This is a genomic window from Propioniciclava sp. (assembly GCF_029977985.1).
Classification (GTDB): Bacteria; Actinomycetota; Actinomycetes; order Propionibacteriales; family Propionibacteriaceae; genus Propioniciclava.
Genome location: NZ_JARKOT010000276.1, coordinates 1 through 24,703, shown reverse-complemented (window position 1 = coordinate 24,703; position 24,703 = coordinate 1). Strand labels below are relative to the sequence as shown.

At 71.3% G+C, this 24,703-nt stretch carries 28 protein-coding genes; 21 read left to right on the top strand and 7 right to left on the bottom strand.

Annotation, left to right across the window (positions count from 1 at the left end; translation table 11 throughout):
* The first annotated feature begins 58 nt into the window (after positions 1-58).
* From ftsH to Q1K57_RS14840, 7 genes are read left to right on the top strand one after another with little or no spacing between them, the layout of a single operon-like run.
* Positions 59-2,281 carry an ATP-dependent zinc metalloprotease FtsH gene (ftsH, locus tag Q1K57_RS14870; RefSeq protein ID WP_300084034.1) on the top strand — a complete coding sequence of 741 codons (2,223 nt, stop codon included), beginning with the start codon at positions 59-61 and terminating at the stop codon, positions 2,279-2,281.
* 1 nt (position 2,282) lies between these two features.
* Positions 2,283-2,846 carry a GTP cyclohydrolase I FolE gene (gene folE / locus Q1K57_RS14865; RefSeq protein WP_300084032.1) on the top strand — a complete coding sequence of 188 codons (564 nt, stop codon included), beginning with the start codon at positions 2,283-2,285 and terminating at the stop codon, positions 2,844-2,846.
* Between the two features lie 41 nt (positions 2,847-2,887).
* Positions 2,888-3,697: a dihydropteroate synthase gene (gene folP / locus Q1K57_RS14860; protein WP_300084042.1), complete on the top strand. Its 810-nt coding sequence runs from the start codon at positions 2,888-2,890 to the stop codon at positions 3,695-3,697.
* Positions 3,694-4,065 carry a dihydroneopterin aldolase gene (gene folB / locus Q1K57_RS14855; RefSeq protein WP_300084030.1) on the top strand — a complete coding sequence of 124 codons (372 nt, stop codon included), beginning with the start codon at positions 3,694-3,696 and terminating at the stop codon, positions 4,063-4,065. Before folP ends, folB begins: the two co-directional genes overlap by 4 nt.
* On the top strand, positions 4,062-4,616 hold the full coding sequence (gene folK, locus Q1K57_RS14850) for a 2-amino-4-hydroxy-6-hydroxymethyldihydropteridine diphosphokinase (RefSeq protein ID WP_300084028.1): 555 nt from the start codon (positions 4,062-4,064) through the stop codon (positions 4,614-4,616). The genes folB and folK overlap by 4 nt, the downstream gene beginning before the upstream one ends.
* Entirely contained in the window at positions 4,613-5,134 is a 522-nt protein-coding gene (locus Q1K57_RS14845; RefSeq protein ID WP_300084026.1) for a DUF3180 family protein, read from the top strand. Before folK ends, Q1K57_RS14845 begins: the two co-directional genes overlap by 4 nt.
* A 5-nt stretch (positions 5,135-5,139) precedes the next feature.
* The gene (locus Q1K57_RS14840) at positions 5,140-5,745 is read left to right on the top strand and encodes a hypothetical protein (protein WP_300084024.1); all 606 of its coding nucleotides are present in this window, start codon (positions 5,140-5,142) and stop codon (positions 5,743-5,745) included.
* A 68-nt stretch (positions 5,746-5,813) separates the two neighbouring features.
* Here Q1K57_RS14840 and Q1K57_RS14835 read toward each other — a convergent pair whose 3' ends face one another.
* Positions 5,814-6,923 carry an NADH-quinone oxidoreductase subunit D gene (locus tag Q1K57_RS14835; RefSeq protein WP_300084022.1) on the bottom strand — a complete coding sequence of 370 codons (1,110 nt, stop codon included), beginning with the start codon at positions 6,921-6,923 and terminating at the stop codon, positions 5,814-5,816.
* Positions 6,924-7,047: 124 nt separating this feature from the next.
* On the opposite strand from Q1K57_RS14835, the gene Q1K57_RS14830 reads away from it, so the two are divergent.
* Both Q1K57_RS14830 and Q1K57_RS14825 read left to right on the top strand, forming a co-directional pair.
* Positions 7,048-7,395 carry an Lsr2 family protein gene (locus tag Q1K57_RS14830; protein WP_300084020.1) on the top strand — a complete coding sequence of 116 codons (348 nt, stop codon included), beginning with the start codon at positions 7,048-7,050 and terminating at the stop codon, positions 7,393-7,395.
* A gap of 163 nt (positions 7,396-7,558) precedes the next feature.
* Positions 7,559-10,078 (top strand): ATP-dependent Clp protease ATP-binding subunit, encoded by a 2,520-nt coding sequence (locus tag Q1K57_RS14825; RefSeq protein ID WP_300084018.1) that lies wholly within the window; start codon positions 7,559-7,561, stop codon positions 10,076-10,078.
* A 72-nt stretch (positions 10,079-10,150) separates the two neighbouring features.
* Here the strand turns inward: Q1K57_RS14825 and Q1K57_RS14820 are convergent, their stop codons facing one another.
* The 5 genes from Q1K57_RS14820 to Q1K57_RS14800 all read right to left on the bottom strand — a co-directional run bounded on the left by Q1K57_RS14820 (position 10,151) and on the right by Q1K57_RS14800 (position 14,861).
* A complete protein-coding gene (locus Q1K57_RS14820; RefSeq protein WP_300084016.1) occupies positions 10,151-10,681 on the bottom strand; it encodes a hypothetical protein in 531 nt (176 codons plus the stop codon).
* Positions 10,682-10,777: 96 nt separating this feature from the next.
* Complete coding sequence (locus Q1K57_RS14815) at positions 10,778-11,653, bottom strand: A/G-specific adenine glycosylase (RefSeq protein WP_300084014.1); 876 nt, start codon at positions 11,651-11,653, stop codon at positions 10,778-10,780.
* Between the two features lies 1 nt (position 11,654).
* The gene (disA, locus tag Q1K57_RS14810) at positions 11,655-12,698 is read right to left on the bottom strand and encodes a DNA integrity scanning diadenylate cyclase DisA (RefSeq protein ID WP_300084012.1); all 1,044 of its coding nucleotides are present in this window, start codon (positions 12,696-12,698) and stop codon (positions 11,655-11,657) included.
* Between the two features lie 38 nt (positions 12,699-12,736).
* Positions 12,737-14,137 carry a DNA repair protein RadA gene (radA, locus tag Q1K57_RS14805; RefSeq protein ID WP_300084010.1) on the bottom strand — a complete coding sequence of 467 codons (1,401 nt, stop codon included), beginning with the start codon at positions 14,135-14,137 and terminating at the stop codon, positions 12,737-12,739.
* An 85-nt stretch (positions 14,138-14,222) separates the two neighbouring features.
* Entirely contained in the window at positions 14,223-14,861 is a 639-nt protein-coding gene (locus tag Q1K57_RS14800) for a VOC family protein (RefSeq protein ID WP_300084008.1), read from the bottom strand.
* 126 nt (positions 14,862-14,987) lie between these two features.
* Here Q1K57_RS14800 and Q1K57_RS14795 point away from each other — a divergent pair, with 126 nt between their 5' ends.
* The 11 genes from Q1K57_RS14795 (at position 14,988) to ccsB (ending at position 23,479) form a co-directional block, all read left to right on the top strand.
* The gene (locus tag Q1K57_RS14795) at positions 14,988-15,785 is read left to right on the top strand and encodes a sugar phosphate isomerase/epimerase family protein (protein WP_300084006.1); all 798 of its coding nucleotides are present in this window, start codon (positions 14,988-14,990) and stop codon (positions 15,783-15,785) included.
* 35 nt (positions 15,786-15,820) lie between these two features.
* On the top strand, positions 15,821-16,561 hold the full coding sequence (locus Q1K57_RS14790; RefSeq protein WP_300084040.1) for a CPBP family intramembrane glutamic endopeptidase: 741 nt from the start codon (positions 15,821-15,823) through the stop codon (positions 16,559-16,561).
* Positions 16,562-16,585: 24 nt separating this feature from the next.
* The gene (locus Q1K57_RS14785) at positions 16,586-17,638 is read left to right on the top strand and encodes an aspartate-semialdehyde dehydrogenase (RefSeq protein WP_300084038.1); all 1,053 of its coding nucleotides are present in this window, start codon (positions 16,586-16,588) and stop codon (positions 17,636-17,638) included.
* Complete coding sequence (gene proC / locus Q1K57_RS14780; protein WP_300084004.1) at positions 17,635-18,438, top strand: pyrroline-5-carboxylate reductase; 804 nt, start codon at positions 17,635-17,637, stop codon at positions 18,436-18,438. The genes Q1K57_RS14785 and proC overlap by 4 nt, the downstream gene beginning before the upstream one ends.
* Positions 18,439-18,633: 195 nt before the next feature.
* Positions 18,634-18,735, top strand: a complete 102-nt coding sequence (locus Q1K57_RS14775; RefSeq protein WP_002550589.1) for an AURKAIP1/COX24 domain-containing protein — start codon at positions 18,634-18,636, stop codon at positions 18,733-18,735.
* A 4-nt stretch (positions 18,736-18,739) separates the two neighbouring features.
* Complete coding sequence (locus Q1K57_RS14770; RefSeq protein ID WP_300083962.1) at positions 18,740-18,991, top strand: glutaredoxin family protein; 252 nt, start codon at positions 18,740-18,742, stop codon at positions 18,989-18,991.
* Between the two features lie 19 nt (positions 18,992-19,010).
* Entirely contained in the window at positions 19,011-19,661 is a 651-nt protein-coding gene (locus tag Q1K57_RS14765) for a histidine phosphatase family protein (protein WP_300083960.1), read from the top strand.
* 2 nt (positions 19,662-19,663) lie between these two features.
* A complete protein-coding gene (locus Q1K57_RS14760; protein WP_300083958.1) occupies positions 19,664-20,221 on the top strand; it encodes a TlpA disulfide reductase family protein in 558 nt (185 codons plus the stop codon).
* Positions 20,222-20,265: 44 nt separating this feature from the next.
* Complete coding sequence (locus tag Q1K57_RS14755; protein ID WP_300084036.1) at positions 20,266-20,979, top strand: cytochrome c biogenesis protein CcdA; 714 nt, start codon at positions 20,266-20,268, stop codon at positions 20,977-20,979.
* Positions 20,979-22,514 carry a cytochrome c biogenesis protein ResB gene (locus Q1K57_RS14750; protein ID WP_300083956.1) on the top strand — a complete coding sequence of 512 codons (1,536 nt, stop codon included), beginning with the start codon at positions 20,979-20,981 and terminating at the stop codon, positions 22,512-22,514. The genes Q1K57_RS14755 and Q1K57_RS14750 overlap by 1 nt, the downstream gene beginning before the upstream one ends.
* Positions 22,514-23,479, top strand: a complete 966-nt coding sequence (gene ccsB / locus Q1K57_RS14745; RefSeq protein WP_300083954.1) for a c-type cytochrome biogenesis protein CcsB — start codon at positions 22,514-22,516, stop codon at positions 23,477-23,479. The genes Q1K57_RS14750 and ccsB overlap by 1 nt, the downstream gene beginning before the upstream one ends.
* Here the strand turns inward: ccsB and Q1K57_RS14740 are convergent.
* On the bottom strand, positions 23,464-23,844 hold the full coding sequence (locus Q1K57_RS14740) for a hypothetical protein (RefSeq protein WP_300083952.1): 381 nt from the start codon (positions 23,842-23,844) through the stop codon (positions 23,464-23,466). The genes ccsB and Q1K57_RS14740 overlap by 16 nt on opposite strands.
* Before the next feature lie 23 nt (positions 23,845-23,867).
* Between Q1K57_RS14740 and Q1K57_RS14735 the strand changes: the two genes are divergently transcribed.
* Positions 23,868-24,575 carry a class I SAM-dependent methyltransferase gene (locus Q1K57_RS14735; RefSeq protein ID WP_300083950.1) on the top strand — a complete coding sequence of 236 codons (708 nt, stop codon included), beginning with the start codon at positions 23,868-23,870 and terminating at the stop codon, positions 24,573-24,575.
* The last annotated feature ends 128 nt before the right edge of the window (positions 24,576-24,703 follow it).

The window sequence follows — 24,703 nt, the reverse complement described above, 5'->3', positions numbered from 1 at the left end:
GGTTGGGGGCGTGCAGTACGCTCGACCGCGCAGACCGACCGTCAAGACTGGGAGTGGCATGAAAGCTCCGCGGCTCGTCCGGAGCCCCCTGTTGTGGATCCTCGGGGTGTTCCTGATCCTCATGCTGGGCATGAACCTGCTCTCCGCCTCCAGCCGTTACACGCTGACGCCGACGTCGCAGGTGATGTCGGTGCTGACGGGCGACCAGAAACTCAAGGAGGTCGTGCTCGTCGACGGCGACCAGGAGGTCCGCGTCGAGACGACGGACGGCCAGCGGCTGCGCACCAACTGGGTCGGGGCCCAGAGCCAGGACATCATCCAGATCCTCGAGCAGCGGCAGGCGGCCGGCACCATCGAATCCTGGTCGGGGCAGAACCCCGACCGCAGCATCTGGAGCTTCATCTTCCTCGGCATCGTGCCGTTCCTGCTGATCGCCGGCCTGTTCCTGTACATGATGAACAACGCCCAGGGCGGCGGCCGGGGCGTCATGGGCTTCGGCAAGAGCCGCGCCAAGGTCGCCAGCAAGGACACACCGCAGACCACGTTCTCCGATGTCGCCGGGTGCGAGGAGGCGATCGAGGAACTGCAGGAGATCCGCGAGTTCCTCGCCGAGCCCGCCAAGTTCACCGCCGTCGGCGCCAAGATTCCCAAGGGCGTGCTGCTGTACGGCCCACCCGGCACCGGCAAGACGCTGCTCGCGCGCGCGGTCGCGGGCGAGGCGGGGGTCCCGTTCTTCTCGATCTCGGGCTCCGACTTCGTCGAGATGTTCGTCGGTGTGGGCGCGAGCAGGGTCCGTGACCTCTTCGAGCAGGCCAAGGAGGCTGCCCCTGCGATCGTCTTCATCGACGAGATCGACGCCGTCGGCCGCCACCGCGGCGCCGGCATGGGCGGCGGCCACGACGAGCGGGAGCAGACGCTCAACCAGCTGCTCGTCGAGATGGACGGCTTCGACGTGCGCGGCGGCGTCGTCCTCATCGCCGCGACCAACCGGCCCGACGTGCTCGACCCGGCGCTGCTGCGGCCGGGCCGCTTCGACCGGCAGATCCCCGTCGAGGCGCCGGACATGAAGGGACGCCTCCAAATCCTGCGGGTGCACGCCGCCAACAAGCCGATCGCGCGCGATGTCGACCTGGCCTCCGTGGCCAAGCGCACGCCGGGCTTCACGGGTGCAGACCTCGCCAACGTCCTCAACGAGGCGGCACTCCTCACTGCCCGCCAGAACAGGCAGTGGATCACGAAGGAGAACCTCGACGAGGCCATCGACCGCGTGATCGCCGGCCCCCAGAAACGCACCCGCGTGATGAACGAGCGCGAGCTGCTGATCACGGCCTACCACGAGGGAGGCCACGCCTTGGTCGCGGCGGCGATGCCCGGCAACGATCCGGTGCAGAAGGTGACGATCCTGCCCCGCGGCCGCGCGCTCGGCTACACGATGGTCATGCCGGACGCCGACAAGTACAGCCAGACGCGGGGCGAGTTGCTCGACCAGCTGGCCTACATGCTGGGTGGCCGTGCCGCGGAGGAGCTCGTCTTTCACGACCCGACGACGGGGGCGTCCAACGACATCGAGAAGGCCACCAAGGTGGCCCGCGCCATGGTCATGGAATACGGCATGACCGAGAGCCTCGGCGCCGTGAAGTTCGGCTCGGGCGACCACGAGCCGTTCCTCGGACGCGACATGAGCTCGACGAGCGCCAACTACTCCGACGAGGTGGCCGCCCAGATCGACCGCGAGGTCGCGAACCTGATCGCCACCGCTCATCAGGAGGCGTTCGACGTGCTCGACGAGAATCGCGAGGTGCTCGACGAGCTCGTCCGGCAGCTGTTCGAGAAGGAGACGCTCGACAAGGACGAGGTGGCGCGCGTCTTCGAGCCTCTCGTCAAGCGGTCGAAGCGCCCGGCGTGGACCGGGTCGCCGAGCCGGGTCCCCTCGGACGTGCCGCCCGTCGACCCACCGCCGCGCCCCGCCGCCGACGAACCGGCGCCCCTCCCGCCTCCCAGCGGCATCGGCCCCGGCCTGGGTGGTCCGGGTGGGCCGGGTGGCTATCCGCTTCCGCCGGGGGGCGAGCCCTGGGGACGCCCCCAGCCGCAGCCCACCCCGGCGGGCCCGTGGGGCCAGCCGCCCTACGGTGGCGGCCAGCCCGGTCCCTACGGCCGGCCGGGCCCGTACGGCCCCGGTCCGCAGCAGCCCGGCCCCTCCTCCGGGCCGTACGGCCAGCCCGGCCCGGGCGTTCCGCAGGGGCCGCAGCCGCCGGCGTCCGGACCAGGGCGGGAGCGCTGAGGTGCCCATCGACCACGCACGGGCCGAGGCCGCGGTCCGGGAGATGCTGTACGCGATCGGCGAGGACCCCGACCGCGAGGGGCTGCGCGACACGCCGGCACGGGTCGCGCGGGCGTACGCCGAGATGTTCGCCGGGATAGACCAGGACGCCGCCGATGTGCTCGGCACGACCTTCGACATCGACCACGAGGAAATGGTCCTCGTCAAGGACATCGAGGTGTGGAGCACCTGCGAGCACCACCTGCTGCCCTTCCACGGTGTCGCGCACGTCGCGTACATCCCCAGCCGGCACGGGAAGATCACCGGGCTGAGCAAGCTGGCGCGCCTTGTCGACGTCTACGCGCGGCGTCCGCAGGTGCAGGAGCGGCTGACCAGCCAGGTGGCGGACGCCCTCGTCCAGCACCTGCACCCGCAAGGCGTGATGGTCGTGATCGAGTGCGAGCACCAGTGCATGACGATGCGCGGCGTCCGCAAGCCGGGCAGCAGGACCGTCACGTCGGCCGTCCGGGGGGTCATGAACCACGCCGCCACGCGCGCCGAGGCCATGGGCCTCGTCATCGGGTGAGCGCGGTGACCGGACAGCATCCGGCCGCGCGGCCGCTCGTGATGGGCGTGGTCAACGTCACGCCCGACTCGTTCTCCGACGGTGGGCTGTGGGCATCCACCGACGCCGCCATCGCCCACGCCCTCGATCTCGTCGCCCAGGGGGCGGACGTGATCGACGTCGGTGGCGAGTCCACGCGACCGGGCGCCGCTCGTGTCGAGGTGGACACGGAACTGGCCCGCGTCCTGCCGGTCGTCGCCGCGCTGGCGGACGCCGGCGTCCGCGTCTCCGTCGACACCACGCGCGCCGCCGTCGCCGCCGAGGCCGTGGCGGCGGGTGCCACGATCGTCAACGACGTCTCCGGCGGCCTCGCCGACCCGGGGATGCTGCGCGAGGTGGCCGGCGCACGCGTCACCTACATAGCCATGCACTGGCGCGGCCATTCGCGGACCATGCAGGACCTCGCCCGCTACGACGACCCCGTCGCGGAGATCGCCGCCGAACTCGCCCAGCGCCGCGACGCCGCACTCACCGCGGGTGTCGATCCCGGACACCTCGTCCTCGACCCCGGCATCGGCTTTTCCAAGGACGCCACCCACAACTGGGCGGTGCTCGCCGGGTGGGACGCCTTCGAGGCCCTCGGCCACCCGCTCCTGCTCGCAGTGAGCCGCAAGCGGTTTCTGGGGCATCTGCTGGCCCGGCCCGCCGGGCCGAACGGGCTCGAGCTGCGGCCGCCCGCGGGGCGGGACACCGCGACCGCGGCGCTCAGCGCCCTTTTCGCGCGCCGCGGGCTGTGGGGCGTCCGCGTCCACGACGTGCGCGCCACGGCCGACGCCCTCGCGGTCGTCGCCGCCCTCGAGGCAGCGACGTGACCGACCCGCACCTCGTGACGATCACGCTCACGGGCGTCACCGCGACCGGCCACCACGGGGTGTTCGCCCACGAGCGCCGCGACGGCCAGCGCTTCGTGGTGGACGCGGTCCTGACGGTGCGGCGTCCCGCCTTGTCGGACGAGCTCGACACCACCGTCGACTATGGTGCGGTTGCGGAAGCGATCGTGGCGAACGTCGAGCGGGATCCCGTGGACCTGATCGAGACCCTCGCCGTGCGGCTGGCCGACGAGCTGTGCCGCCTGGCACTCGTCGAGGCGGCCCGGGTGACCGTGCACAAGCCGTCCGCCCCGATCGGCGTACCGTTCGGCGACGTCACCGTGACGGTGACAAGGGAGGCAAACCCATGACGGGTCCGTTCTTCGAGCTCGATCTCGACACCCTCAGTGGCCTGAAACCGCTGCGGCCGGTCGTGTTCTCTCTGGGCGGGAACCAGGGCGAGGTGCTGGAGACTCTCCAGGAGGCGGTGGCGCACCTGCGGCGCACCCCGGAGGTGATCCTCACCGGCATCTCGCGGGTGTACGCCACCGATCCCTGGGGGGTGACCGATCAGCCCGAGTTCCTCAACATCGTCCTCCTCGCGGAGTCGACGATGCCGAGCACGGTCCTGCTCGAGCGCGGTCAGGCGATCGAGGACGCCCTCGGTCGCGTCCGCGGCGAGAAGTGGGGGCCACGGACGATCGACATCGACCTCATCCAGGTGGGCGCGCGCGTCCGTAACGACCCGCATCTCGTCCTGCCGCACCCGCATGCGCACGAGCGGGCGTTCGTGCTCGTTCCCTGGCTGGACGCCGATCAAGACGCCGAGCTCCTCGGCCACGGCCGCGTGGCCGACCTGGTCGCCGGGATGGACTGCTCCGGCGTCCGCCTCGTGCCGGACGCCGTCGTCGAACTGCCGTGACCACCCCCGGCGGGCCGACGGTCGAACCCACGCGCGCCGCGCACGTGGCCTTCGCGGCGGTCGCCGGGCTCCTGGTCGCGGGCATGCTGCTGTGGACGTGGCAGGGCTTCGGTCACTCGCTGCCGCTCGTCGGACCGTTGGCCTGGGGTTCGGTGCTGCTCATTGCGGGCGGCATCGCCTGGCTGATGGTCCGGACGCGCACCCAGCTGCGTCGCCGCCGCGACACCCTCACGCCGCAGGAGGCGCTCAATCGGGTGCTGCTCGCGAAGACCTCGATCCTCGCCGGTGCCTTCCTCGGTGCGGCCTACCTGGCGCTCGTCGCGCTGGTGCTGCCGGCGCTGCCCGCCCCCCTCGCCGCCGAGCGGCTGGTGCACGGCGGCCTGGCTGCCGTCGCGTGCGTGGTGTGGGTGCTGGCCGGCGTGGGTTTGGAACGGGCGTGCCGCGTGCCGGACGATCCCGACGACACGCCTGATACCCGCGTGGGTGACGGGAACTCCGACGCCCCGAAGCTATCGTGAGAAACGTGAACCCGAACCGTGCAGCCAGCGAGGCCCGACGTCGTGCATTCCTGCTCGTGCTCATCGGTGGAGCGGTGCTGTCCGTCGCTCTGCTCGTCGCCGCACTCTGGGTTCCCCCGTCTGCGGTCGCGGCGGTGTTCGTCGCGCTCGCAGCCGGCGTGAGCGCCACCTGGATCGTCCGGCGCGAGGTGCGCGCGGAGCGTGCCGCGGCGCATGCCCGCCTGAAGGCCGAGCGCTCCGACCACCGCACGCACCTGAACCTGCTGCACACCCAGCAGCGCGAGGTCCTCGCCGTCGTCGACGCCCGCAAGCGGGCCCTCGTGCGTGAGCTCGCCGGCAGCCGCGCCGAACTCGGCCGCACGCAGCAGGAGAACTCCCGCCTGCGCGGTGACAACGAGGCTCTGCGCCTCGAGAACACCGCGCTGCGTGGGCGCATCGACGAACTGGAGGCACTCCCGGTGGGCGCCGACGTCGTTGTCCTGCCTCGTCGTCGCGCGAGCCGGCACGACGACGAATGGGCGGTCCTCGAGCCACGCAGCGTCGTCGATCTCGACATCGCCCGCCTGGCCACCCCGTTCGTCGAGGAACTCCGCCGCGCCCACGCCAACTGACGCCGCGCCCACGCCAACTGAGCGTCCCGCGGGCCGCCCCACTGGTCGAGCTTGGCGCGACCTCACCCCTACTTGTCCAGGTCGCCCGCGACCCAGCCGAGCGACGCCAGCGCGACGGGCAGGTCGATCAGGCGAACCGGCGGGACGACCGCTGGCCAGGCCGAGACGTTCGCGGCGGACGCGGTGCGTAGCCGCAATCGCCATGGAGTCTTCTCGCCCCGTGACGTGATGACCACACCCGCGCGGCCGAGCGGCGCCTCGACGGCGGCGACGGCGTCCCCCTCGGGCAACTTGACGACCTTGGGCAGGTGCGCCGCCAAGGGTCCTGCCGGCAGGTTGTCGAGCAGCCGCTCGACGAGCGCCGCCGACTCCACCACCTCCGCCGCCAGCCAGGCGAAGCGGGCCGCGGCGTCTCCGGCGGTGGGAGCATCCGGAGGCGCCTCGTCGAGGGTGGTGGTGTAGGGCTCCTCGCCGGCCGCCCGGCGCAGGTCGGTGAGGACGCCGCTGGCGCGAGCCACCGGCCCGGCCAGGCCGAAGGCGTCCACGTGCTCCTGCCGCACGACCGCGACCCCCCGCCCGAGGGCAGCGGCGTCCGTCAGGCGTCGGGCGAGTTCGGACGCCGCCCGCACGCCCGAGCGCTCGGCCGCGAGCCACCTGGGGGTGGGGTCGAAGCCGACGCCACCCAGCCGGACGGCCATGGGGTGGACGCGGTTCCCGGTCAGTTCTGCCAGGCATTGCCGCAGGACCTCGCGGACGCCGCCGGTGCCGAGCTCGGAGCGGCCTGCGTGGAAGCCGACGAACGACAGGTGGGCGAGGTGGCTGGCGATGCGGTGGTGTTCGGCCAGGGCGGCCCGCAGCCAAGCCGCACGCGGGGGCACGTGGAGACCGAGGGCGTCCTCGACGCACCGGGCCAGCACCCATTCGCCGAAGAAGGGCGCCTGCCAGTCGTGGCGGTTCGCGAGGGTGAGGGCTTGGCGGAGGTCGCGGGCGGCGAAGATCATCTCGGCGCCTCGATGGAGGGCCCCGGGCTGGGGGTCGAGGGCAACGACGACATCACCGGACAGGGTGAGCGTGCCGCGCAGCAGACCCGCGGAGGCGGGGTGGGTGGGGCCGAGATCGATGCGGATGCTCGCGGCAGTGTCCAGCCCGCCCACGCTCAATGCTTTCACCTCGGCCACGGCGTCGATTCTAGGGCGTATTGCCGAGCGCTTGGATCGGGGTATACCGTTAATCCAGTTGAGATTTGTCACTCCCTTCCTCAGTGGTCGAATCCCGCACCGACATTTACCGGAAAGGACCACCATGGCCCAGCGTGTGCACATTTCGCTCACCGACGATCTTCTCGGCGACGACACCCCGGCCGACGAGACCCTCACGTTCGGACTCGACGGCGCGACGTACGAGATCGACCTGTCCTCCGACAACGCCGCCAAGCTGCGCGACGTGCTCGCCCCCTATGTGGCGAACGGCCGCAAGACGTCCGGCGGACGCCGGGTGACCGCGGGCCCCCGCCGCGGAGGCAAGGCGTCCGGTGGCGCCACCTCCGCCAACGAGATCCGCGCCTGGGCGCGTGAGCAGGGCATGGAGGTGTCGGATCGCGGCCGCGTCCGCGACGACGTGAAGGCTGCCTACGAGGCGGCGCACAGCTGAGTTCCGCACCCGCACGAGGGGTCCCGGTTCGCCGGGACCCTTTTCGTCGTCTGAGCCCGATTGCGCCGGAGGCGAACGGACGGAACACCCGGGTGCCGATGGGCGTTGTCTAGACTGAACAGGTCCCCGGAATCGTCGTGGGGACACCCCCGAAGGAGAGCTCATGTTCGATCGGTTCACCGACCGCGCGCGGCGCGTGATCGTCCTGGCCCAGGACGAGGCGCGCATGCTCAACCACAACTACATCGGCACCGAACACCTGCTGCTGGGCCTCATCCACGAGGGTGAGGGCGTCGCGGCCAAGGCGCTCGAGTCGCTCGGCATCTCGTTGGAGGCTGTGCGCGCCCAGGTCGAGGAGATCATCGGCCAGGGGCAGCAGGCCCCGATGGGGCACATCCCGTTCACTCCGCGGGCCAAGAAGGTCCTCGAGCTGAGCATGCGCGAGGCGCTGCAGCTCAACCACCCCTACATCGGCACCGAACACATCCTGCTCGGCCTCATCCGCGAGGGTGAGGGCGTGGCGGCGCAGGTGCTCATCAAGCTGGGCGCCGACCTCAACCGGGTCCGCAACCAGGTGTTGCAACTGCTCAGCGGCTTCCAGGGCAACGAGAAGCCGTCGACCTCGGGCGCGCCGGAGGCCCCGCCGCAGCAGCAGGGTGGCAACCAGACCATCCTCGACCAGTTCGGTCGCAACCTGGCCCAGGCGGCGCGTGAGAACAAGCTCGACCCGGTGATCGGGCGGACGACGGAGATCGAGCGCGTCATGACGGTGCTCAGCCGCCGCACGAAGAACAACCCCGTCCTGATCGGGGAGCCGGGGGTGGGCAAGTCGGCGTGCGTCGAAGGTCTCGCCCAGCAGATCGTGCGTGGCGACGTGCCCGAAACCCTGCGCGGCAAGCAGATCTACACCCTCGACTTGGGGGCTCTCGTTGCCGGTTCGCGCTATCGCGGCGACTTCGAGGAGCGCCTCAAGAAGGTGCTCAAGGAGATCAAGACCCGCGGCGACGTGGTGCTGTTCATCGACGAGATCCACACCCTCGTCGGCGCGGGCGCCGCCGAGGGTGCCATCGACGCGGCGTCCATTCTCAAGCCGATGCTCGCCCGCGGCGAGTTGCAGACCATCGGTGCGACGACGCTCGACGAGTACCGCAAGCACATCGAGAAGGACGCCGCCCTCGAGCGGCGCTTCCAGCCGATCCAGGTGGCGGAGCCGTCGATCGCCCTCACCATCGAGATCCTCAAGGGGCTGCGCGATCTGTACGAGGCGCACCACCAGATCACCATCACCGACGGTGCGCTGACGGCCGCCGCCCAGATGGCCGACCGCTACATCTCCGACCGGTTCCTGCCCGACAAGGCGATCGACCTGATCGACGAGGCCGGCGCGCGCCTGCGCATCCGCCGCATGACGGCACCGCCCGACCTGCGCGACCTGGATGCCCGCATCGCCGAGGTGCGTGCGGCGAAGGAGGCCGCCATCGACGGCCAGGACTTCGAGCGTGCCGCTGGCCTCCGCGACGACGAGAAGAAGCTGCTCACCGAGCGCCACGTGCAGGAGGAGCAGTGGAAGTCGGGCGACCAGGGGATTCCCGCCGAGGTGGGCGAGGAGGAGATCGCCGAGGTGCTCAGCAGCGCGACCGGCATCCCCGTCTTCAAGCTCACCGAGGAGGAGTCGGGCCGGCTGCTCAACATGGAGGCGGAGATCGGCAAGCGGTACATCGGCCAGACGGACGCCGTGAAGGCGCTCGCGCGGTCGATCCGCCGCACGCGAGCGGGGCTCAAGGATCCGAAGCGGCCGAGCGGGTCGTTCATCTTCGCCGGCCCTTCGGGTGTCGGCAAGACCGAGCTGACGAAGGCGCTCACCGAGTTCCTGTTCGGGGATGAGGACGCCCTCATCACGCTCGACATGAGTGAGTACTCGGAGAAGCACACGGCGTCGCGCATGTTCGGCTCGCCGCCCGGCTACGTGGGCTATGAGGAGGGTGGCCAGCTCACCGAGAAGGTGCGGCGCAAGCCGTTCTCGGTGGTGTTGTTCGACGAGATCGAAAAGGCGCATCCGGACATCTTCAATTCGCTCCTGCAGATCCTCGATGAGGGTCGTCTCACCGACGCGCAGGGCCGGGTGGTCGATTTCAAGAACACGGTCATCGTGATGACGACGAACCTCGGCACCCGCGACATTTCCCGGTCGGTCAACCTCGGCTTCAGCCGCAGCGACGATCCGGTGGGCGGCTACGAGGCGATGAAGGCGAAGGTGTCGGACGAGCTGAAACAGCACTTCCGGCCCGAGTTCCTGAACCGCGTGGACGAGATCATCATGTTCCACCAGCTCACGCAGACCGACATCGAGCACATCGTCGATCTGATGGTGGCCCAGATCGAGCAGCGCCTGCGCGACCGGGACATGGGCATCGTCCTCACGGACGCCGCCAAGACGCTGATCGCGAAGCGCGGGTTCGACCCGGTGCTGGGCGCCCGGCCGCTGCGTCGAGCGCTCCAGCGCGACATCGAGGACATCCTCGCTGAGAAGATCCTCTTTGGCGAGCTGCATCCCGGAGAGATCGTGGTGGTCGACGTGGCTGCCGAGGGCGCCGAGCTGCCCTTCACCTTCACGGGTGAGCCCCGCGGCGAACTGCCCGACCACGCGCCGGTCGACCTGGCAGGCGGCCCCAGCGAAGGCTGAGGGCCTTGGCACGAGCGAAGCCCCCGGTACCGATGGGTACCGGGGGCTTCGCTCTCGGGGAAACGGTGCGGCTCAGTAACCCGAGCTCGCCGCCACGATGGCCATGACGATGGCGAGGATGATCATCAGGACGGCGAGGCCGAGGAAGACCGTGCCGATGATGCCGAGGACCCAGCCGATGGTGACCGACGAGCTCGGCGCGTACTGGCCAGCCGCGATCTCCTTCTTGGCCTTGTTGCCCATCACCCAGGCGAACGGGCCGGTGAGGCCGGACACCACGAGCGACAGGATCCCGAGGATCAGGATCATCGTCGCCTGGGGGTGCTCGGGAAGGGTCGGGGCGTAGCCGTAGGGCTGCGCGTAGCCGCTGTACGGGGCGGTTGCGGGCTGCGCGTACGGATCCGGCTGCGCGTAGGGCTGCTGCTGCGCACCGTAGGGCTGCTGCGGCGCACCGTAGGGCTGCGCGGCGGGCGCCTCGGCGGTGGGGGCCGGATCAGGGGTGGCCTGGTACTGCGGCGGCGTGTAGGGCTGCTGCTGCGGCTGGGCGTACGGGTTCGTCGCCGGGTCCTGCGGGCTGGGGTTCGCCTGCGGCGTGTCGGTCATGGTGTGCCTTTCCTGGGGTGACGTCATGCGCCCCACTCTGGAAAGGGACGCACAGCCGCCACCTTAGCGGGCCACACGAAGGGATGCCTGCCCCTGTCACAGCGTGAACGAGCCGCTCCCGACGCGTCGGACCAAGCCATCGCGGATCAGGGAGGCGAGGCAGCGGCGGGCCTGCGCAGTGTCCGCCTGCCAGGCCCCCAACAGCTCGGGTTCGGGGACGGCACCCTCCGCCCGGCGCAACACGTCGAGCAGGACGCCGCGGCACTGCCTGTCGGTGCCGGCGTACGTCTGCCCGCGCCGTGGCGGTCCGGTCCATGCGGGGGCGCCGGCGGCCACCCAAGCGCAGGCGTCCGTCACCGGGCAATCGCCGCAGCGGGGGGCGTCCGCGGTGCAGACGAGCGCCCCCAGTTCCATGGACGCCGCCGCCCACCTCGCCGCCTGGGCCGGATCCTCGGGCAGCCATGCCTTGGCCCGCAGGGTCTCGGCGCGGTTCAGGGAGGCGGGCGGGAAGGCAACGCCACCCTCGAGGCGGGCCAGGACGCGGCGGACGTTGGTGTCCAGGACGACATGGCGCCGCCCATGGGCGAAGGACGCCACCGCCGCGGCCGTGTATGCGCCGACGCCGGGCAGGGCGAGCAAAGCGTCGTGATCGGCGGGCACCAGGCCGCCGTGTTGGTCCCGGATGGCCGTGGCGGCCGCGTGGAGACGCTGGGCCCGGCGGGGATAGCCGAGGCGTCCCCACGCGCGGACAGCCTCGGCCGGCGGATCGGCGGCCAGCGCGCCGGGGGTGGGCCAGCGCTCCAGCCACGCCTGCCACACGGGCAGGACACGCGCCACCGGCGTCTGTTGCAGCATGAACTCGCTGACGAGGATGCCCCAGGCGCCGGCGTCCGGCTCGCGCCAGGGAAGCGGGCGGGCGTGTGCGGCGTACCAGTCGATGATCCGCCGGACGGTGGCGGCGCGATCGGTCACGTCAGGTGGTGAGGCTGCGCTCGGCGACGTGCGCCAGCCCGTCGCGTACGAGACGGGCGGCGTCCTTGGTGACGCCGTCGACCTCGGTCAGTTCGTGCGTGCGGGCCGTGAGGAGCTGGTCGAGGTCGCCGAAGTGGGCGATGAGTGCGGCGCTGGTGCCGGCCGGCAGCCGCGGGATGGTGGCGAGCTGCCGATAGCCCTTGGGGCGCAGCGGCGAGTCGAGGTGAACGCCGGAGTCGAAGCCGAGCGATCGGCCCACCAGGACCACATCGAAGAGCTCGTTGTCGTCGAGGCCCGCCAGGCCGGCCAGCAGCGGCCGTTCGGAGTCCTCGGGCAGGTAGTCGCGCTGCAGGAGAGAGGCGAGCGGCGTCAGGCCCTCGGTGAAGTCACGCAGCTGCAGGCCGACGATGCGCCCGTCGGCGCCCAGCCCGGCGACGAGCACGGCGGCTTCGTCGGCGACCCGGTTGATCATCTCGAAGCGTTGGGCGACGTGGGCGAGATCGCGCAGCGTGACGTTGCCGTGCACCTCACGGGCGGTGAGCTCGTCGAGCGACTCGAACAGCCGGATGCGGTGCGAGGCGAGCGCACCGATGGCCTGGGTGGCGCGGTCGAGGATCTGGTCGGGACGGGGAAGCACCTGGCGGCCGCTGCCGGCGAACACGGAAATGGTCGACATGGACGCCGACACCGTCACTACGGGCAGGCGCGTCTGGCGGGCGACCCGCTCGGCGGTGCGGTGGCGGGTGCCGGTTTCGGAGGTGGGCAGGTCGGCCGACGGGGACAGGTGGACGGCCGCGGCGAGGATGCGGTCGAGTTCGTTGCTGAGGACGATGGCGCCGTCCATTTTCGCGAGCTCCCGCAGCCCGGTGGCCGTGAGGGGGACGTTGATCGAAAAGCCTCCGGTGGAGATGGCCTCCAGCTCGTCGTTGGTGCCGAGCACGATGAGCGCCCCGGTGTGGCCGTTCACGATGCGGTCGAGGCCGTCGCGGATGCCGGTGCCGGGGGTCAGCAGGGCCGGGACTGGTGCGGACGGACCGGAGTTCACCTGGCAACCTCCCACGGACGACGGGGCGAGAGGCCAGTCTATCCGGCCACCTTGCGTGCGCCGAGCGGTACGACGGCTGCGCGGTCGTGCCCGAGCACGGCGGCGAGCGCGTCGGCCACCGTCTCCACCCCGAGGACCGTCAGCCCGGGTGGGGCGGGCCGCGTCGCCGACCGCAGCGGCACCAGTGCGAGGACCACCCCGAGCCGGGCCGCCTCGTCCAGGCGCCGCTCCAGGCCCGGGACCGGCCGCACCTCGCCGGACAGGCTGATTTCGCCGAACGCCGCCACCCGCTGGACGGGCGGCTCGTCGCGCGCCGCCGAGGCGACCGCGACCGCCGTCGCGAGGTCGCCTGCGGGATCGTTGACCCGCCCGCCCCCGACCGTGGCCGCGTATACGTCGCGTGTGTGCAACTTCACCTTGGCGTGCCGCTGCAGGACGGCCAGGGTCATGGCCAGCCGGCCGGGCTCCACACCGTGGCAGACCCGCCGCGGCGACTGCAGCGGTGACGGCACCACCAACGCCTGCACCTCCGTCAACAGCGGACGCCGCCCCTGCAACGTCACCGTCACGCACGTGCCCACGGCCGGCGTGTGGGTCGGCGAGGCGAACAGGCCGGACGGGTCGGGCACCTCGGCGATGCCGTCGGGCGTCATCTCGAAGCAGCCGACCTCGTCGGCCGGGCCGAACCGGTTCTTCGTGGCCCGCACCATGCGAAACGTGCCGTGGCTCTCGCCCTCGAACGACAACACGACGTCGACCAGGTGCTCCAGCGTGCGCGGCCCGGCGAGCGCTCCCTCCTTGGTGACGTGCCCGACGATCACCACCGCCATGGCGCGCCGCTTCGCCACCCGCACGAGCGCCGTCGTCACCTCGCGCACCTGGGTGACCCCGCCGGGCACTCCCTCCACGTCCCCCGCGCTGACGGTCTGCACCGAGTCGAGCACGAGCAACGTGGGGGACACCTCCTCGACGTGGCCGAGGACCACGGCCAGGTCGGACTCGGCGGCCAGATAGAGCTCGGGGTGCACCGCGCCGGTGCGGTCGGCCCGCAGCCGCACCTGGGCCGCCGACTCCTCGGCGGTGACGTAGAGCGTGCGGCGTCCGGCGGCCGCCCAGCGGGCCGCAGCCTCGAGGAGCAGGGTGGACTTGCCGACTCCCGGCTCGCCGCCGAGGAGGACGACCGCACCCGGGACGAGGCCCTCGCCCAGCACCCGGTCGAGCTCGCCGATGCCCGTGGCCACCCCACGTGCCGAGCGGGCTTCGACCTCGGTGATCGGCTGGGCGGTGGTCGTGGGCCTCGTCCGCGGCGTCCGGCCCGCCGGGGCTGTCACGACCTCGCTCAGGCTGCCCCACGCTTGGCAGCGGCCGCACCGCCCGGCCCACCGGGGAGTCTCCCAGCCGCACTCCGAACAGCGGTGGATGGTGTTGTTCTTCGCCATGGACGCGAGGCTACGAGCCGGCTCCGACAGAATCCGACGGCCGCGGGTCAGGCCCCGCCGAGTGGGCTCGTCGCAATCGAGCCGCTCAGAGGGTGACGACGCCCTTGGGGCAGCGGAAGGTCACGGATTCGATGCCGGGCACTCCATTGGGGGCGCCGAAGGTGAGGGCCACGCCGTCGAAAACGGGCCCGAGCTCGCAGCCCAGCCACTCCGAGACCCGCTCGGGGGAGCCGGAGAGGCGGATCTCGAGGATTTCCACATCGGCCGGCGCGAGGGCGCTGGGGCGCAGGTCGGGCTCGGAGATCCAGCGGAAGAAGAAGGGGAGCTGTGGGTCGGCCATGAGGCCGCGGATGCCGATCTGCTCCCACTCGAGGCGGCGGCCGTCGGGGAACTGCCGGCTGCCGTGGACGGACTTGCGGCCGAGGCGCTCCTCGATCGGGCCGAGGTCGTCGACCTCCAGGACCCACGCGAACCAGCCGCCGCCCATCTCGGAGCGGGCGCGCACCACCTGCCCGAACACCGCCTTCTCGGCGGCGGGGTGCTCGAGGACCTCCACGACCTCGAGGTAACGGTCGCCCAGCACGGGCAGGATATTGTTGCGCGTGCCGAAACGTGGGTGGAAGCCGCCGTCGCGGACCGTGCTGCCCAGGGCGTCCTCCAGGCGCGCCACGCTGGACGCGAGGCCGGCGGGGCCGGCCGCGAAGGACAGGTTGGACAACCTCATGGCCACATTGAAGACCATCAGCTCGCCACCCCCCAAATCGAGGACGAACGCCCTAGCCAAAAGGGTTATCACGACGTGGAGAGGTTTCGTCTCCCCGGCCCCGGCTGCGTTGTTTATGCTGGAGCGGTGACGCGCAACCTGATCGGGCTGTCGACCTCGTCGGTCTACCCGGAGACGACGGCCAGCTGCTTCGAGCTGGCGAGCCGGCTCGGCTACGACGGCGTCGAGGTGATGGTCGGCATCGACCCCGTCTCCCGGGACGTCGACGCCCTCGTCCACCTCCGCGACTTCCACGACGTGCCCGTGATCTCCGTGCACGCGCCCACCTTGCTCGTCACGCAGGGCACCTGGGGCAGCGACCCGTGGGAGAAGCTGGAGCGATCCGCCGTCGCCGCCCACCGCCTGGGGGCGGACACGGTCGTCGTCCACCCGCCGTTCCGTTGGCAGCGGTCCTACGCGAAGGGCTTCACCGAGGGCATCCGCCGCCTGGAGCGCACGACCGGCATCATCTTCGCCGTCGAGAACATGTTCCCGTGGCGCGGCCCGAAGGGCTCCGAGGTGCGCGCATACTCACCGGGCTGGGATCCGACCGACCGCGACTACGAGCACCTCACCCTCGATCTGTCGCACGCCTCGACGTCGCACCAGCGCTCCCTCGACCTCCTCCAGGCGTGGGGTGACCGCCTCGCCCACGTCCACCTCACCGACGGCGACGGCAGCATCAAGGACGAGCACCTCATCCCCGGCCGCGGCGACCAGGACGCCGCCCTCGTTCTCCAGCGCCTCGCCGAACGCGGCTTCGGCGGCCACATCGTGCTCGAGGTGAACACGCGGTCCATCGGGTCGCGGCAGCTGCGCGAGGAGACGCTCGCCGGCGTCCTCGCCTGGACGCGGGCCCATCTCGGCCAGACGGTCGACGCGTGACCGCAGGGACCGCACCGGCGGCGTCCAGCACCCAGCTGGCCGCGTGGCGGCCGGGGGTGGAAGTGCTGCTCGTGCTCGGGTTCTCGCTGGGGCGGTCGGCCGTGTACTCGATCCTGTCGATCATCGAGAAGTCGACCCGGGACGTCCCGCTCAACCAGCAGACGACGACGATCAACAACTCCGTCACGCCCGACCGCACGTGGCTCGATCTCGCCTATCAGGTGGCCGGCATCGGCTTCCCGCTCGTGGCGGTGGCCGTGGCGCTCTACCTGATGCGGCTGTCCGGCGACCGGGCGGCCATCGGCTACGACCTGCGGCGCCCCTGGTCCGATCTTGGACGCGGCTTCGGCGCGGCCGCCCTCATCGGCGTCCCGGGGCTGGCGTTCTACTTCGCTGCGCGCGAGCTCGGTATCAACACCAACGTCGCCCCGGCCAACCTCGCCGAGAACTGGTGGACCATCCCCGTCCTCGCCGGCTACGCCGTCATGAACGGTGTGCTGGAGGAGGTGGTGATGCTGGGGTTCCTGCTCCGCCGGTTCGACCAGATGAGGTGGACGCCGTGGGTCGCGATCGGTGTCTCCGCGGTGATCCGGGGGAGCTATCACCTGTACCAGGGGTACGGCGGCTTCGTGGGCAACATCGTCATGGGCCTGGTGTTCGGGTGGCTCTACCGGCGCTGGGGGCGGGTGCTGCCGCTCGTCGTGGCGCACGTCCTCCTCGACCTGGTGAGCTTCATCGGCTACTCCCTGCTCGCCCCCTACACGGACTGGTTCTGACCGCCATCGGCCGTCGCCGCTACGCTGGCCCCCATGCGTGTTGGTGTTTTCGGCGCGACCGGACAGGTCGGCCAGGTCATGCGGTCGCTGCTCGAGCAGCGCGATTTCCCTGTGAGCGAGATCCGGTACTTCAGTTCTGCCAAGTCGGCCGGCAAGACCCTGCCCTGGAAGGACACCGAGGTCACGGTCGAGGACACCGCCACGGCCGATTTCTCCGGCCTCGACATCGCCGTGATGTCTGCGGGCGCCACGATGAGCCGCGAGTACGCGCCCAAGGTGGCCGCTGCGGGCGCCGTCGTGGTCGACAACAGTTCGGCCTGGCGCAAGGACCCCGACGTTCCGCTCGTCGTCAGCGAGGTGAACCCGGAGGACGCGGTCAACCCTCCCAAGGGCATCATCGCCAACCCGAACTGCACCACGATGGCCGCGATGCCGGTGCTCAAGCCGTTGCACGACGCCGCCACCCTCACCCGGCTCACCGTTGCGACCTACCAAGCGGTGTCGGGGTCGGGCATCAAGGGTGTGGCCGCGCTGGCCGACCAGTCCGCCGCGATCGCCGACCCGCGCCCGCTGGCGCTCGACGGGGGGGCGGTGCCCGCGGGGGATCCGGCGCCCTATGTGGCGCCGATCGCCTACAACGTGGTCGCGCTGGCCGGCAGCATCGTGGACGACGGGTCCGGTGAGACGGACGAGGAACAGAAGCTCCGCAACGAGTCGCGCAAGATTCTGCACCTCCCCGAGCTCGCCGTCTCCGGCACGTGCGTGCGCGTCCCGGTGTTCTCCGGGCACAGCCTTGCGATCCACGCGGAGTTCGCCGACCCGATCTCGCCCGAGCAGGCGACCGCGCTGCTCGCGGACGCGCCCGGTGTCCAGGTGGTCGACGTCCCCACCCCGCGGATGGCGGCAGGCGCCGACGACGTCTTCGTGGGGCGCATCCGCACCGACCAGGCCGTCCCGGACGGCAAGGGCCTCGTGCTCTTCGTGTCCGGTGACAACCTGCGCAAGGGCGCGGCGCTGAACGCGATCCAGGTGGCGGAACTGGTGGCCGATCGCCTCGGCGCACAGGCGGCTCGGTGAGCACGCTCGCCGTCATCGGCGCGGGCGTGATGGGGGAGACCCTGCTCGCCGGCCTCCTGCGTTCGGGCTGGCACGCCACCGACCTCGTCGCCGCCGACCGCCACGCGGCCCGCCGGCAGGAGATCGAGGGGCGCTACGGCGTCCGCACTGCCGACAACGCGACCGCGACCGGCCTCGCCGACACGGTGGTCCTGGTGGTGAAGCCGCAGGACGTGGGCGAGGTGTTGCCGCAAGTGGCGGGCGCGCTGCGTCCGGGCACGCTGGTGATCAGCCTGTGCGCCGGCGTCCCCACGGGCAAGCTCGAAGCCGGCCTGCCCAAGGGGACTCCTGTGGTGCGGGTCATGCCGAACACGCCCGCGCAGGTGTCGGAGGGCATGGCGGCGGTCTCGGCCGGCGCGCACGCGTCGCCGACCGACCTCGACCAGGCCGTGTCGATCATGAGCGCCGTGGGCAAGGCGGTCGTCGTGCCGGAGCGCTACCAGGACGCTGTCACCGCCATCTCCGGCTCCGGACCGGCGTACCTGTTCTTCGTCGTCGAGGCGATGATCGACGCCGGCGTCATGCTCGGCCTGCCGCGCGACACGTCGACGACGCTGGTCACGCAGACGGTGTACGGCTCGGCGAAGCTGCTGGCCGAGTCCGGCGAGCACCCCAACCTGCTGCGCGAGCGCGTCACGTCGCCTGCGGGCACCACGGCCGCCGCACTGCGTCACCTGGAGGAGCGCAGCGTCAAGGCGGCCTTCATGGCCGCCATGGAGGCCGCTCGCGACCGCTCCGCCGAGCTGGGTCGCCAGGGCTGAGGGCTGAGGGCTGCCCGACGGAATCTGGCCCCCCACCCCGCCGTGGCTCCCGGACCGGCCGCGGGTTCGGACGCCGTTTGGTCGCGTCCGGCAGGCGTCGGTAGTATTGGGTTCTTGGCTGGCCCGACGGGTCGGCCGTTCAACGTGAACTGCAAGCCGACCGGCGCGACCGCGCCGCGGCACGAGGAGACAAACGTGGGTTCGGTCATCAAGAAGCGCCGCAAGCGGATGGCGAAGAAGAAGCACCGCAAGCTGCTCAAGAAGACGCGCATCCAGCGCCGCCGCGCTGGCAAGTGAGTCCGTGCACCCCGCGCTGACCTCCGCCCGCGTGGTGGTGGTCACGCGTCAGGGGTGCCACCTCTGTGACGAGGCGATCGTCGCCATCGAGACGGTTTGTCGGGAGAAGAACATCTCCTGGCAGGCCGTTGACGTGGACAGCGACCCGGAGCTGCGCGCGGCGTACACCGACCACGTGCCGGTGACGATCGTCGACGGTGCCCAACACTCCTTGTGGTTCGTGGACGCCGGGCGCCTCGCGGCGGCGCTCGGCTGATCCGCCTATCCTTCTGACCATGGAGCCGACCGTCGTCCACGTGTGCCGCCACGGCCAGGTGGAGAACCCCGATCACACCCTCTACGGACGCGCCGAGGGCTTCGGCCTCTCCGCCCTGGGTCATCGGATGGCCGCGGCGCTCGGGGAGCAGTTCGCCGACGTCCCGCTCACCCACCTGCGCTGCTCGCCGCTGCAACGCGCCCGCGAGACGATGGCCCCCATCGCCGATCGTCACCCCGGCGTCGAGGTCGTGATCGACACGCGCATCATCGAGGCCGCCAACGCGCTCGAGGGGCAGAGCTTCGGCCGGTTCAACCAGAAGCTGCTGCTGCCGCGGAACCTCCGTCACCTGTGGAACCCGATCCGGCCCAGTTGGGGCGAGGCCTACCGGGACATCGCCCCCCGCATGAGGGCCGCCATCGCCGATGCCGCCCGCGCGGCCGGCGAGGGCGGACAGGCCGTCCTCGTCTCCCACCAGCTGCCCATCTACATCGCCCGACTGGCCGCCGAGGGCCGCTCCTACATCCACAATCCGGCGAACCGCCAGTGCAACCTCGCCTCCGTCACGAGCTTCCACTTCGTCGGTGACCGCATCACCCACGTCTCCTACGCCGAACCTGCCGCCCACCTCTACCCGCCGAAGAAGCGCATCTTCCGGCCCGGCATGTGAGCATGCGGCGGCGCTCGTTCCTTCTCGGTGTCCCGGCGCTCGTGCTGCTGGCCGGCTGCTCGCGGGCCACGACGGCGTCCGGTGGCTTCGTCGGCGGCGACGGAACCCTGACCCGCGTTCCCGTCGCCTCGCGCCAGCCGGCGCCACGCGTCACGGGTGAGCTGCTCGACGGGACGCCGTTCGACTCCGCCGACCTCGCCGGCCAGGTCATCGTCTACAACGTGTGGGGCAGCTGGTGCAACCCGTGCCGGGCCGAGGCGCCGGCGCTCGTGGCGGCGTCCGCCTCCACCACCGGCACGGCGACGTTCGTCGGCCTGAACACTCGCGATCCGGATCCCGCGCAGGCGCAGGCCTTCGTCCGGACGTTCGAGGTGCCCTACGCCAACGTCTACGACCCCGACGGTCGCCAGCTCCTCAAGTTCGGCACCCAGCTGCCGCCCAGCGCGATCCCGTCGACGCTTGTGGTCGACGCCGAAGGTCGCATCGCCGCGCGCGTGCTCGGAGAGACCACGCAGGCCACCCTCGAGGGCCTCGTCGCCGACGTGGCGGCCGGCCGATGATCGGGGAGGTGGGCGACTGGTTCGCCGGTGCGGCGGGAGGATCGATGCTGCTGGCGCTCCCGGTGGCCCTGGTGGCCGGGATCGTGTCGTTCTTCAGCCCGTGCGTCCTGCCGCTGTTGCCGGGCTACCTCAGCTACGCGACCGGCCTCGCCACCACCGAGGTGACCTCCGGACGCGGCCCCCGCGGGCGCCTGCTGCTCGGCACGGGGCTGTTCGTGCTCGGGTTCGCTTTCGTGTTCGTGAGCGGCGGGGCCCTGTTCGGCGGTCTGGGCGGCGCCCTGCTCTCCTGGAGCCGGGCGCTGTCGATCGTCGCCGGGCTGGTCGCGATCGTGCTCGGCCTGGTCTTTGCGGGGGTCGTGCGTTTCGGCCAGGGCACGGTGCGGCCGTCGCGGGCGCCCGGGTTCGGTCTCGCTGCAGCGCCGCTGCTCGGGGTCGTGTTCGGCATCGGCTGGACGCCCTGCATCGGCCCCACCCTCGCGGTCGTCCTCACCCTGGCCCTCAACGAGGGCACCGCGGTCCGCGGCGCCGTCCTGGCATTCACCTACGCCCTCGGGCTAGGCCTACCGTTCCTGGCCGCCGCGCTGGCCTTCGACAAGCTTGCCGGCACCCTGGCGTGGGTGAAGCGGCACCACGGCGTCCTCCAGAAGGTCGGTGGGGCGTTGCTGGTGACCGTCGGCGTCCTGCTCGTCACCGGAGCGTGGGACCGCCTCATGGGCGTTTTCCGTAGCTGGGCCAGCGCGTTCGGGCTGGTGGTGTGATGACTCTGCTCCGGCTGCTCTGGACGCAGCTCACCTCGATGCGCACGGCGCTGATCCTGTTGTTCATCCTCGCGCTGGCGGCGATCCCCGGGTCGTTCGTGCCCCAACGGCCCGTGAACCCGATCCGGGTGAGCGACTTCGTCGCCGAGAACCCGGCGCTGGGGGAGTGGTACGAGCGCCTCGGCCTGTTCGACGTCTACGGGTCGCCCTGGTTCGCCGCGGTCTACCTGCTGCTGTACGTGTCGCTGGTGGGATGCATCGTGCCCCGCATCGGCGTCTATGTGCGCGCCCTGCGCACCCCTCCGCCGAAGACGCCCGCTCGCCTGGACCGCCTGCCCGCAAGCACCGCGGGAATCGCGCCTGCGGCGTCCGGCGAGGTGTTGGACGCCGCAGCCGCCTGGCTGCGCCGCCGCCGCTTCCGCGTGGCGCGTGAGGCGGACGCCGTGGCCGCCGAGCGAGGCTACCTGCGCGAACTGGGGAACATCGTGTTCCACCTCAGCTTCGTTCTGCTGCTCGGCGGGCTGGCTTGGAACACGCTGGCGAGCTACCGCGGCGAGGTGATCGTGGTGGAGGGGCAGGCGTTCAGCAACAACCTGACCCAGTACGACGACTTCCGCGCCGGCGGGGCGTTCGCGCCGTCGCAGCTGGCGCCGTTCACGATCTGGATCGACGCGTTCACCGCCAAGTTCGAGACCGGCCCCGTGCAACGTGGGGCGGCGCGCGAGTTCTCGGCAGCGGTCCGGGTGGCGGAAGGTTCAGGGGAGCCCGTGGCGGGCACGATCGAGGTGAACCATCCGCTTCGCTTCGCAGGCACGAGCGTCCACCTCATCGGTCACGGCTATGCGCCGGTCATCACGATCACCGATCCCGAGGGGAACGTGGCGACGTCGGGTCCGGTGGTGTTCTTGCCGCAGGACGGCAACTTCAGCTCGATGGGCGTCGTGAAGGCCCCCGACGCACGCCCCGACTACTTGGCCCTGGAGGGCTTCTTCCTTCCGACCGCAGTGGTCAACGAGCAGGGCCCGCACTCGGTCTTCCCGGACGCCTTGTCGCCCGAGCTGTTCCTCACCGTCTGGACGGGGCCGCCGCGCGCGGAGACGTCGACCCCCGAATCGGTCTACTCGATCGACAAGGAGGACCTGGTGCAGATGACCAACGCCGATGGCACCCCCGTCGCCTTCCGGCTCGCACCCGGGCAGATCGTCGAACTGCCCGACGGGTCGACCGTCGAGTTCTCCGACTGGCGCCGCTGGGTGAAGCTGCAGGTGAGTTCCGAGCCGGGGCTGTGGCTGGCGGGGGCGTCCATCCTGCTGGCCATCGCCGGGCTCATGACGAGCCTGTACGTGCGGCCGCGCCGCTTGTGGGTGCGCGTGACGGACGCCGCCGGCGAGACCCGGGTGGAGGTCGGGGGCCTGGATCGGGCAGACTCGACGGACACCCTCACCGAGGACGTCGCCGAGCTTGCCGCCGCCTGCGGCGTCCCTGCGGTGGCGTCGGGGCAGGAACTGGTGGTGTCGGAAGGGGAACGCACCTGATGGAGAGCTGGTCAAACCTGGCGATGGTCACCTCCGCGGTGATCTACCTGCTCGCCGTCGCCGCCCATGCGGCCGAGTGGGCTGCCGCGCGGAGCCGCAGTCTCGAGCGTGCGGAGGTCGGGGAGTTGGTGCTGGTGGGGGCGCCCCGGCCGGACGAGTCGCACCTGCGGGTCGATCAGGGGGAGAGCCGACCGCAGGACGAGTCCGGCGAGACCCGGCGCGTCGACCAGTTCGGCCGAATGGGTATCGCGCTCACGATGATCGGCGCGCTGACGCACCTGATGGGCGTCGTGCTGCGCGGGGTCGCGGCGGAGCGGTTCCCGTGGGGCAACATGTACGAGTTCGTGACAAGCACGCTGTTGTTCGCGGTGGCGATCCACCTGGTGCTGGTGTTGCGGTGTCGGATGCGCTGGTTGGGGCTGCCGATGACCCTGCTGTTGTCGGTGGGCCAGGGGCTCGCGGTGACGGTCTTCTACGTGGCGGTGGCGCCGCTCGTGCCGGCGCTGCACTCGGTGTGGTTCGTCATCCACATCGTGGCGGCGGCGATCTCGGGGGCGGCCTTCAACCTGGGGGCGATCGCGTCGATCGTGTACCTGATCCGCGACCGGGCCGAGCGCAAGGACCGGGTGCGGGGGTACGTGGCGAAGCTGCCGTCGCTCAAGGCGCTGGACAAGTTCGCCTACTGGACGCACGCGTTCGCGTTCCCGCTGTGGACGTTCACGGTCGCCGCCGGCGCCGTGTGGGCCGACTACGCGTGGGGCCGCTTCTGGGGCTGGGATCCGAAGGAGACCTGGTCGCTGGTCACGTGGGTCGTGTATGCGGCCTACCTGCACGCCCGCGCGACGGCCGGCTGGAAGGGCCGCCGCGCCGCCTGGCTCGCCGTGCTAGGCGTGGTGACGTTCTGGTTCAACTTCGTGGGCATCAACCTGCTCGTGACCGGACTGCACTCCTACGCGGGCATCTGATCCACCCGGAGGATCCTTGCCCACGCAGCGGCGAGGGCGGCGGCGTCCGCGTCGGGATCCCCGGTGAGCGGGACGAGTTCGTCGCTGAACCCCCACCCCTCGTAGCAGAGGCGGGCGTGTCCCGGCCGGTCGAGGTAGGTCCAGTAATCGATGCAGCGGGCGGGCCGTTGCTCGGGTCCGTAGGACTCCTCGATGCCGCTGTCGGGGTAGCGGGCGGCGAAGTCGAGCGCCTCCGCCTCCCAGAGCAAGAATCCCTGCGTGCCGGAGGGGTCCGGGCCGGCGGAGTTGAACGTGAACCCCGCCGCCGTGAACACTGGGCCGCAGGTCCGCCGGACCGCATGGAACCAGGCGCTGTCGTAGGTCATGGCGTTCATCCTAGGCTCGGGGCATGCAGGTGCCCGATCCGGCGGCCTACGAGTCCTACGCGGAGACCTTCGCCCGTCACGCCGAAACCAGCGCGCACAACGCCCACTACGACCGGCCCGTCGTGCTCGACCTCCTCGGGGACGTGCGTGGCCTGCGGGTGTTGGACGCCGGCTGCGGTCCGGGCCTGCTGGCCGCCGAACTGCAGGCGCGGGGGGCGGCGTCCGTCGTCGGCGTGGACGCCTCGCCGACGCTCGTCCGGCTCGCCCGGGAGCGACTGGGGCCGGACGCCGACGTGCGCGTCCACGACCTGACCGAGGCGCTGGACTGGTTGCCGGACGGGTCGGTCGACCGGGTCGTGTGCGCCCTGGTGTTGCACCACCTGGCCGACCCACGACCGATGCTGCGCGAGTTCGGGCGGGTGCTGGCGCCCGGCGGTCGCCTGGTGGTCTCGACGGTGCACCCCACGAGCGACTGGCTGCGCCTGGGCGGCAGCTACTTCGCCGATGAGCTGGTCACCGAACACTGGTCTAGTTTCGGCACCGAGGTGACCTTCCGGCGTGCCCCGCTCGAGGCGCTCTGCGCGGACTTCTTCGCGGCCGGCTTCCTCATCGAGCGCCACGTCGAACACCGGCCGGCAGCGTCGATGGAGGTGGACCATACGGATGTCCACGACCAGCTGACCCGTGAGCCCGCGTTCATCGCGTTCCGCCTGGTCCCTGCTCTCCCCTGACGTGCCTCCGGCCCGCCAACACCGGCCAGCCCTGTGTTGTAGTTGGCCGTGTGGCAACTGGCCGTGTGGCAGCTGGCCGTGTGGCAGTTGGGGGTGACGAAAATGGCGCTGCAGCGCCCTTTTAGTGT

Bases quoted from the DNA above. Each gene is read 5' to 3' on its own strand.
- folK (WP_300084028.1), top strand. From the start codon at position 4,062: ATGACGGGTCCGTTCTTCGAGCTCGATCTCGACACCCTCAGTGGCCTG.
- radA (WP_300084010.1), bottom strand. From the start codon at position 14,137: ATGGCGAAGAACAACACCATCCACCGCTGTTCGGAGTGCGGCTGGGAG.
- Q1K57_RS14830 (WP_300084020.1), top strand. From the start codon at position 7,048: ATGGCCCAGCGTGTGCACATTTCGCTCACCGACGATCTTCTCGGCGAC.
- Q1K57_RS14765 (WP_300083960.1), top strand. From the start codon at position 19,011: ATGGAGCCGACCGTCGTCCACGTGTGCCGCCACGGCCAGGTGGAGAAC.
- Q1K57_RS14800 (WP_300084008.1), bottom strand. From the start codon at position 14,861: ATGAGGTTGTCCAACCTGTCCTTCGCGGCCGGCCCCGCCGGCCTCGCG.
- Q1K57_RS14825 (WP_300084018.1), top strand. From the start codon at position 7,559: ATGTTCGATCGGTTCACCGACCGCGCGCGGCGCGTGATCGTCCTGGCC.
- folP (WP_300084042.1), top strand. From the start codon at position 2,888: ATGGGCGTGGTCAACGTCACGCCCGACTCGTTCTCCGACGGTGGGCTG.
- ftsH (WP_300084034.1), top strand. From the start codon at position 59: ATGAAAGCTCCGCGGCTCGTCCGGAGCCCCCTGTTGTGGATCCTCGGG.
- Q1K57_RS14820 (WP_300084016.1), bottom strand. From the start codon at position 10,681: ATGACCGACACGCCGCAGGCGAACCCCAGCCCGCAGGACCCGGCGACG.
- Q1K57_RS14755 (WP_300084036.1), top strand. From the start codon at position 20,266: ATGCTGCTGGCGCTCCCGGTGGCCCTGGTGGCCGGGATCGTGTCGTTC.
- Q1K57_RS14740 (WP_300083952.1), bottom strand. From the start codon at position 23,844: ATGACCTACGACAGCGCCTGGTTCCATGCGGTCCGGCGGACCTGCGGC.
- Q1K57_RS14750 (WP_300083956.1), top strand. From the start codon at position 20,979: ATGACTCTGCTCCGGCTGCTCTGGACGCAGCTCACCTCGATGCGCACG.
- Q1K57_RS14760 (WP_300083958.1), top strand. From the start codon at position 19,664: ATGCGGCGGCGCTCGTTCCTTCTCGGTGTCCCGGCGCTCGTGCTGCTG.
- Q1K57_RS14735 (WP_300083950.1), top strand. From the start codon at position 23,868: ATGCAGGTGCCCGATCCGGCGGCCTACGAGTCCTACGCGGAGACCTTC.
- ccsB (WP_300083954.1), top strand. From the start codon at position 22,514: ATGGAGAGCTGGTCAAACCTGGCGATGGTCACCTCCGCGGTGATCTAC.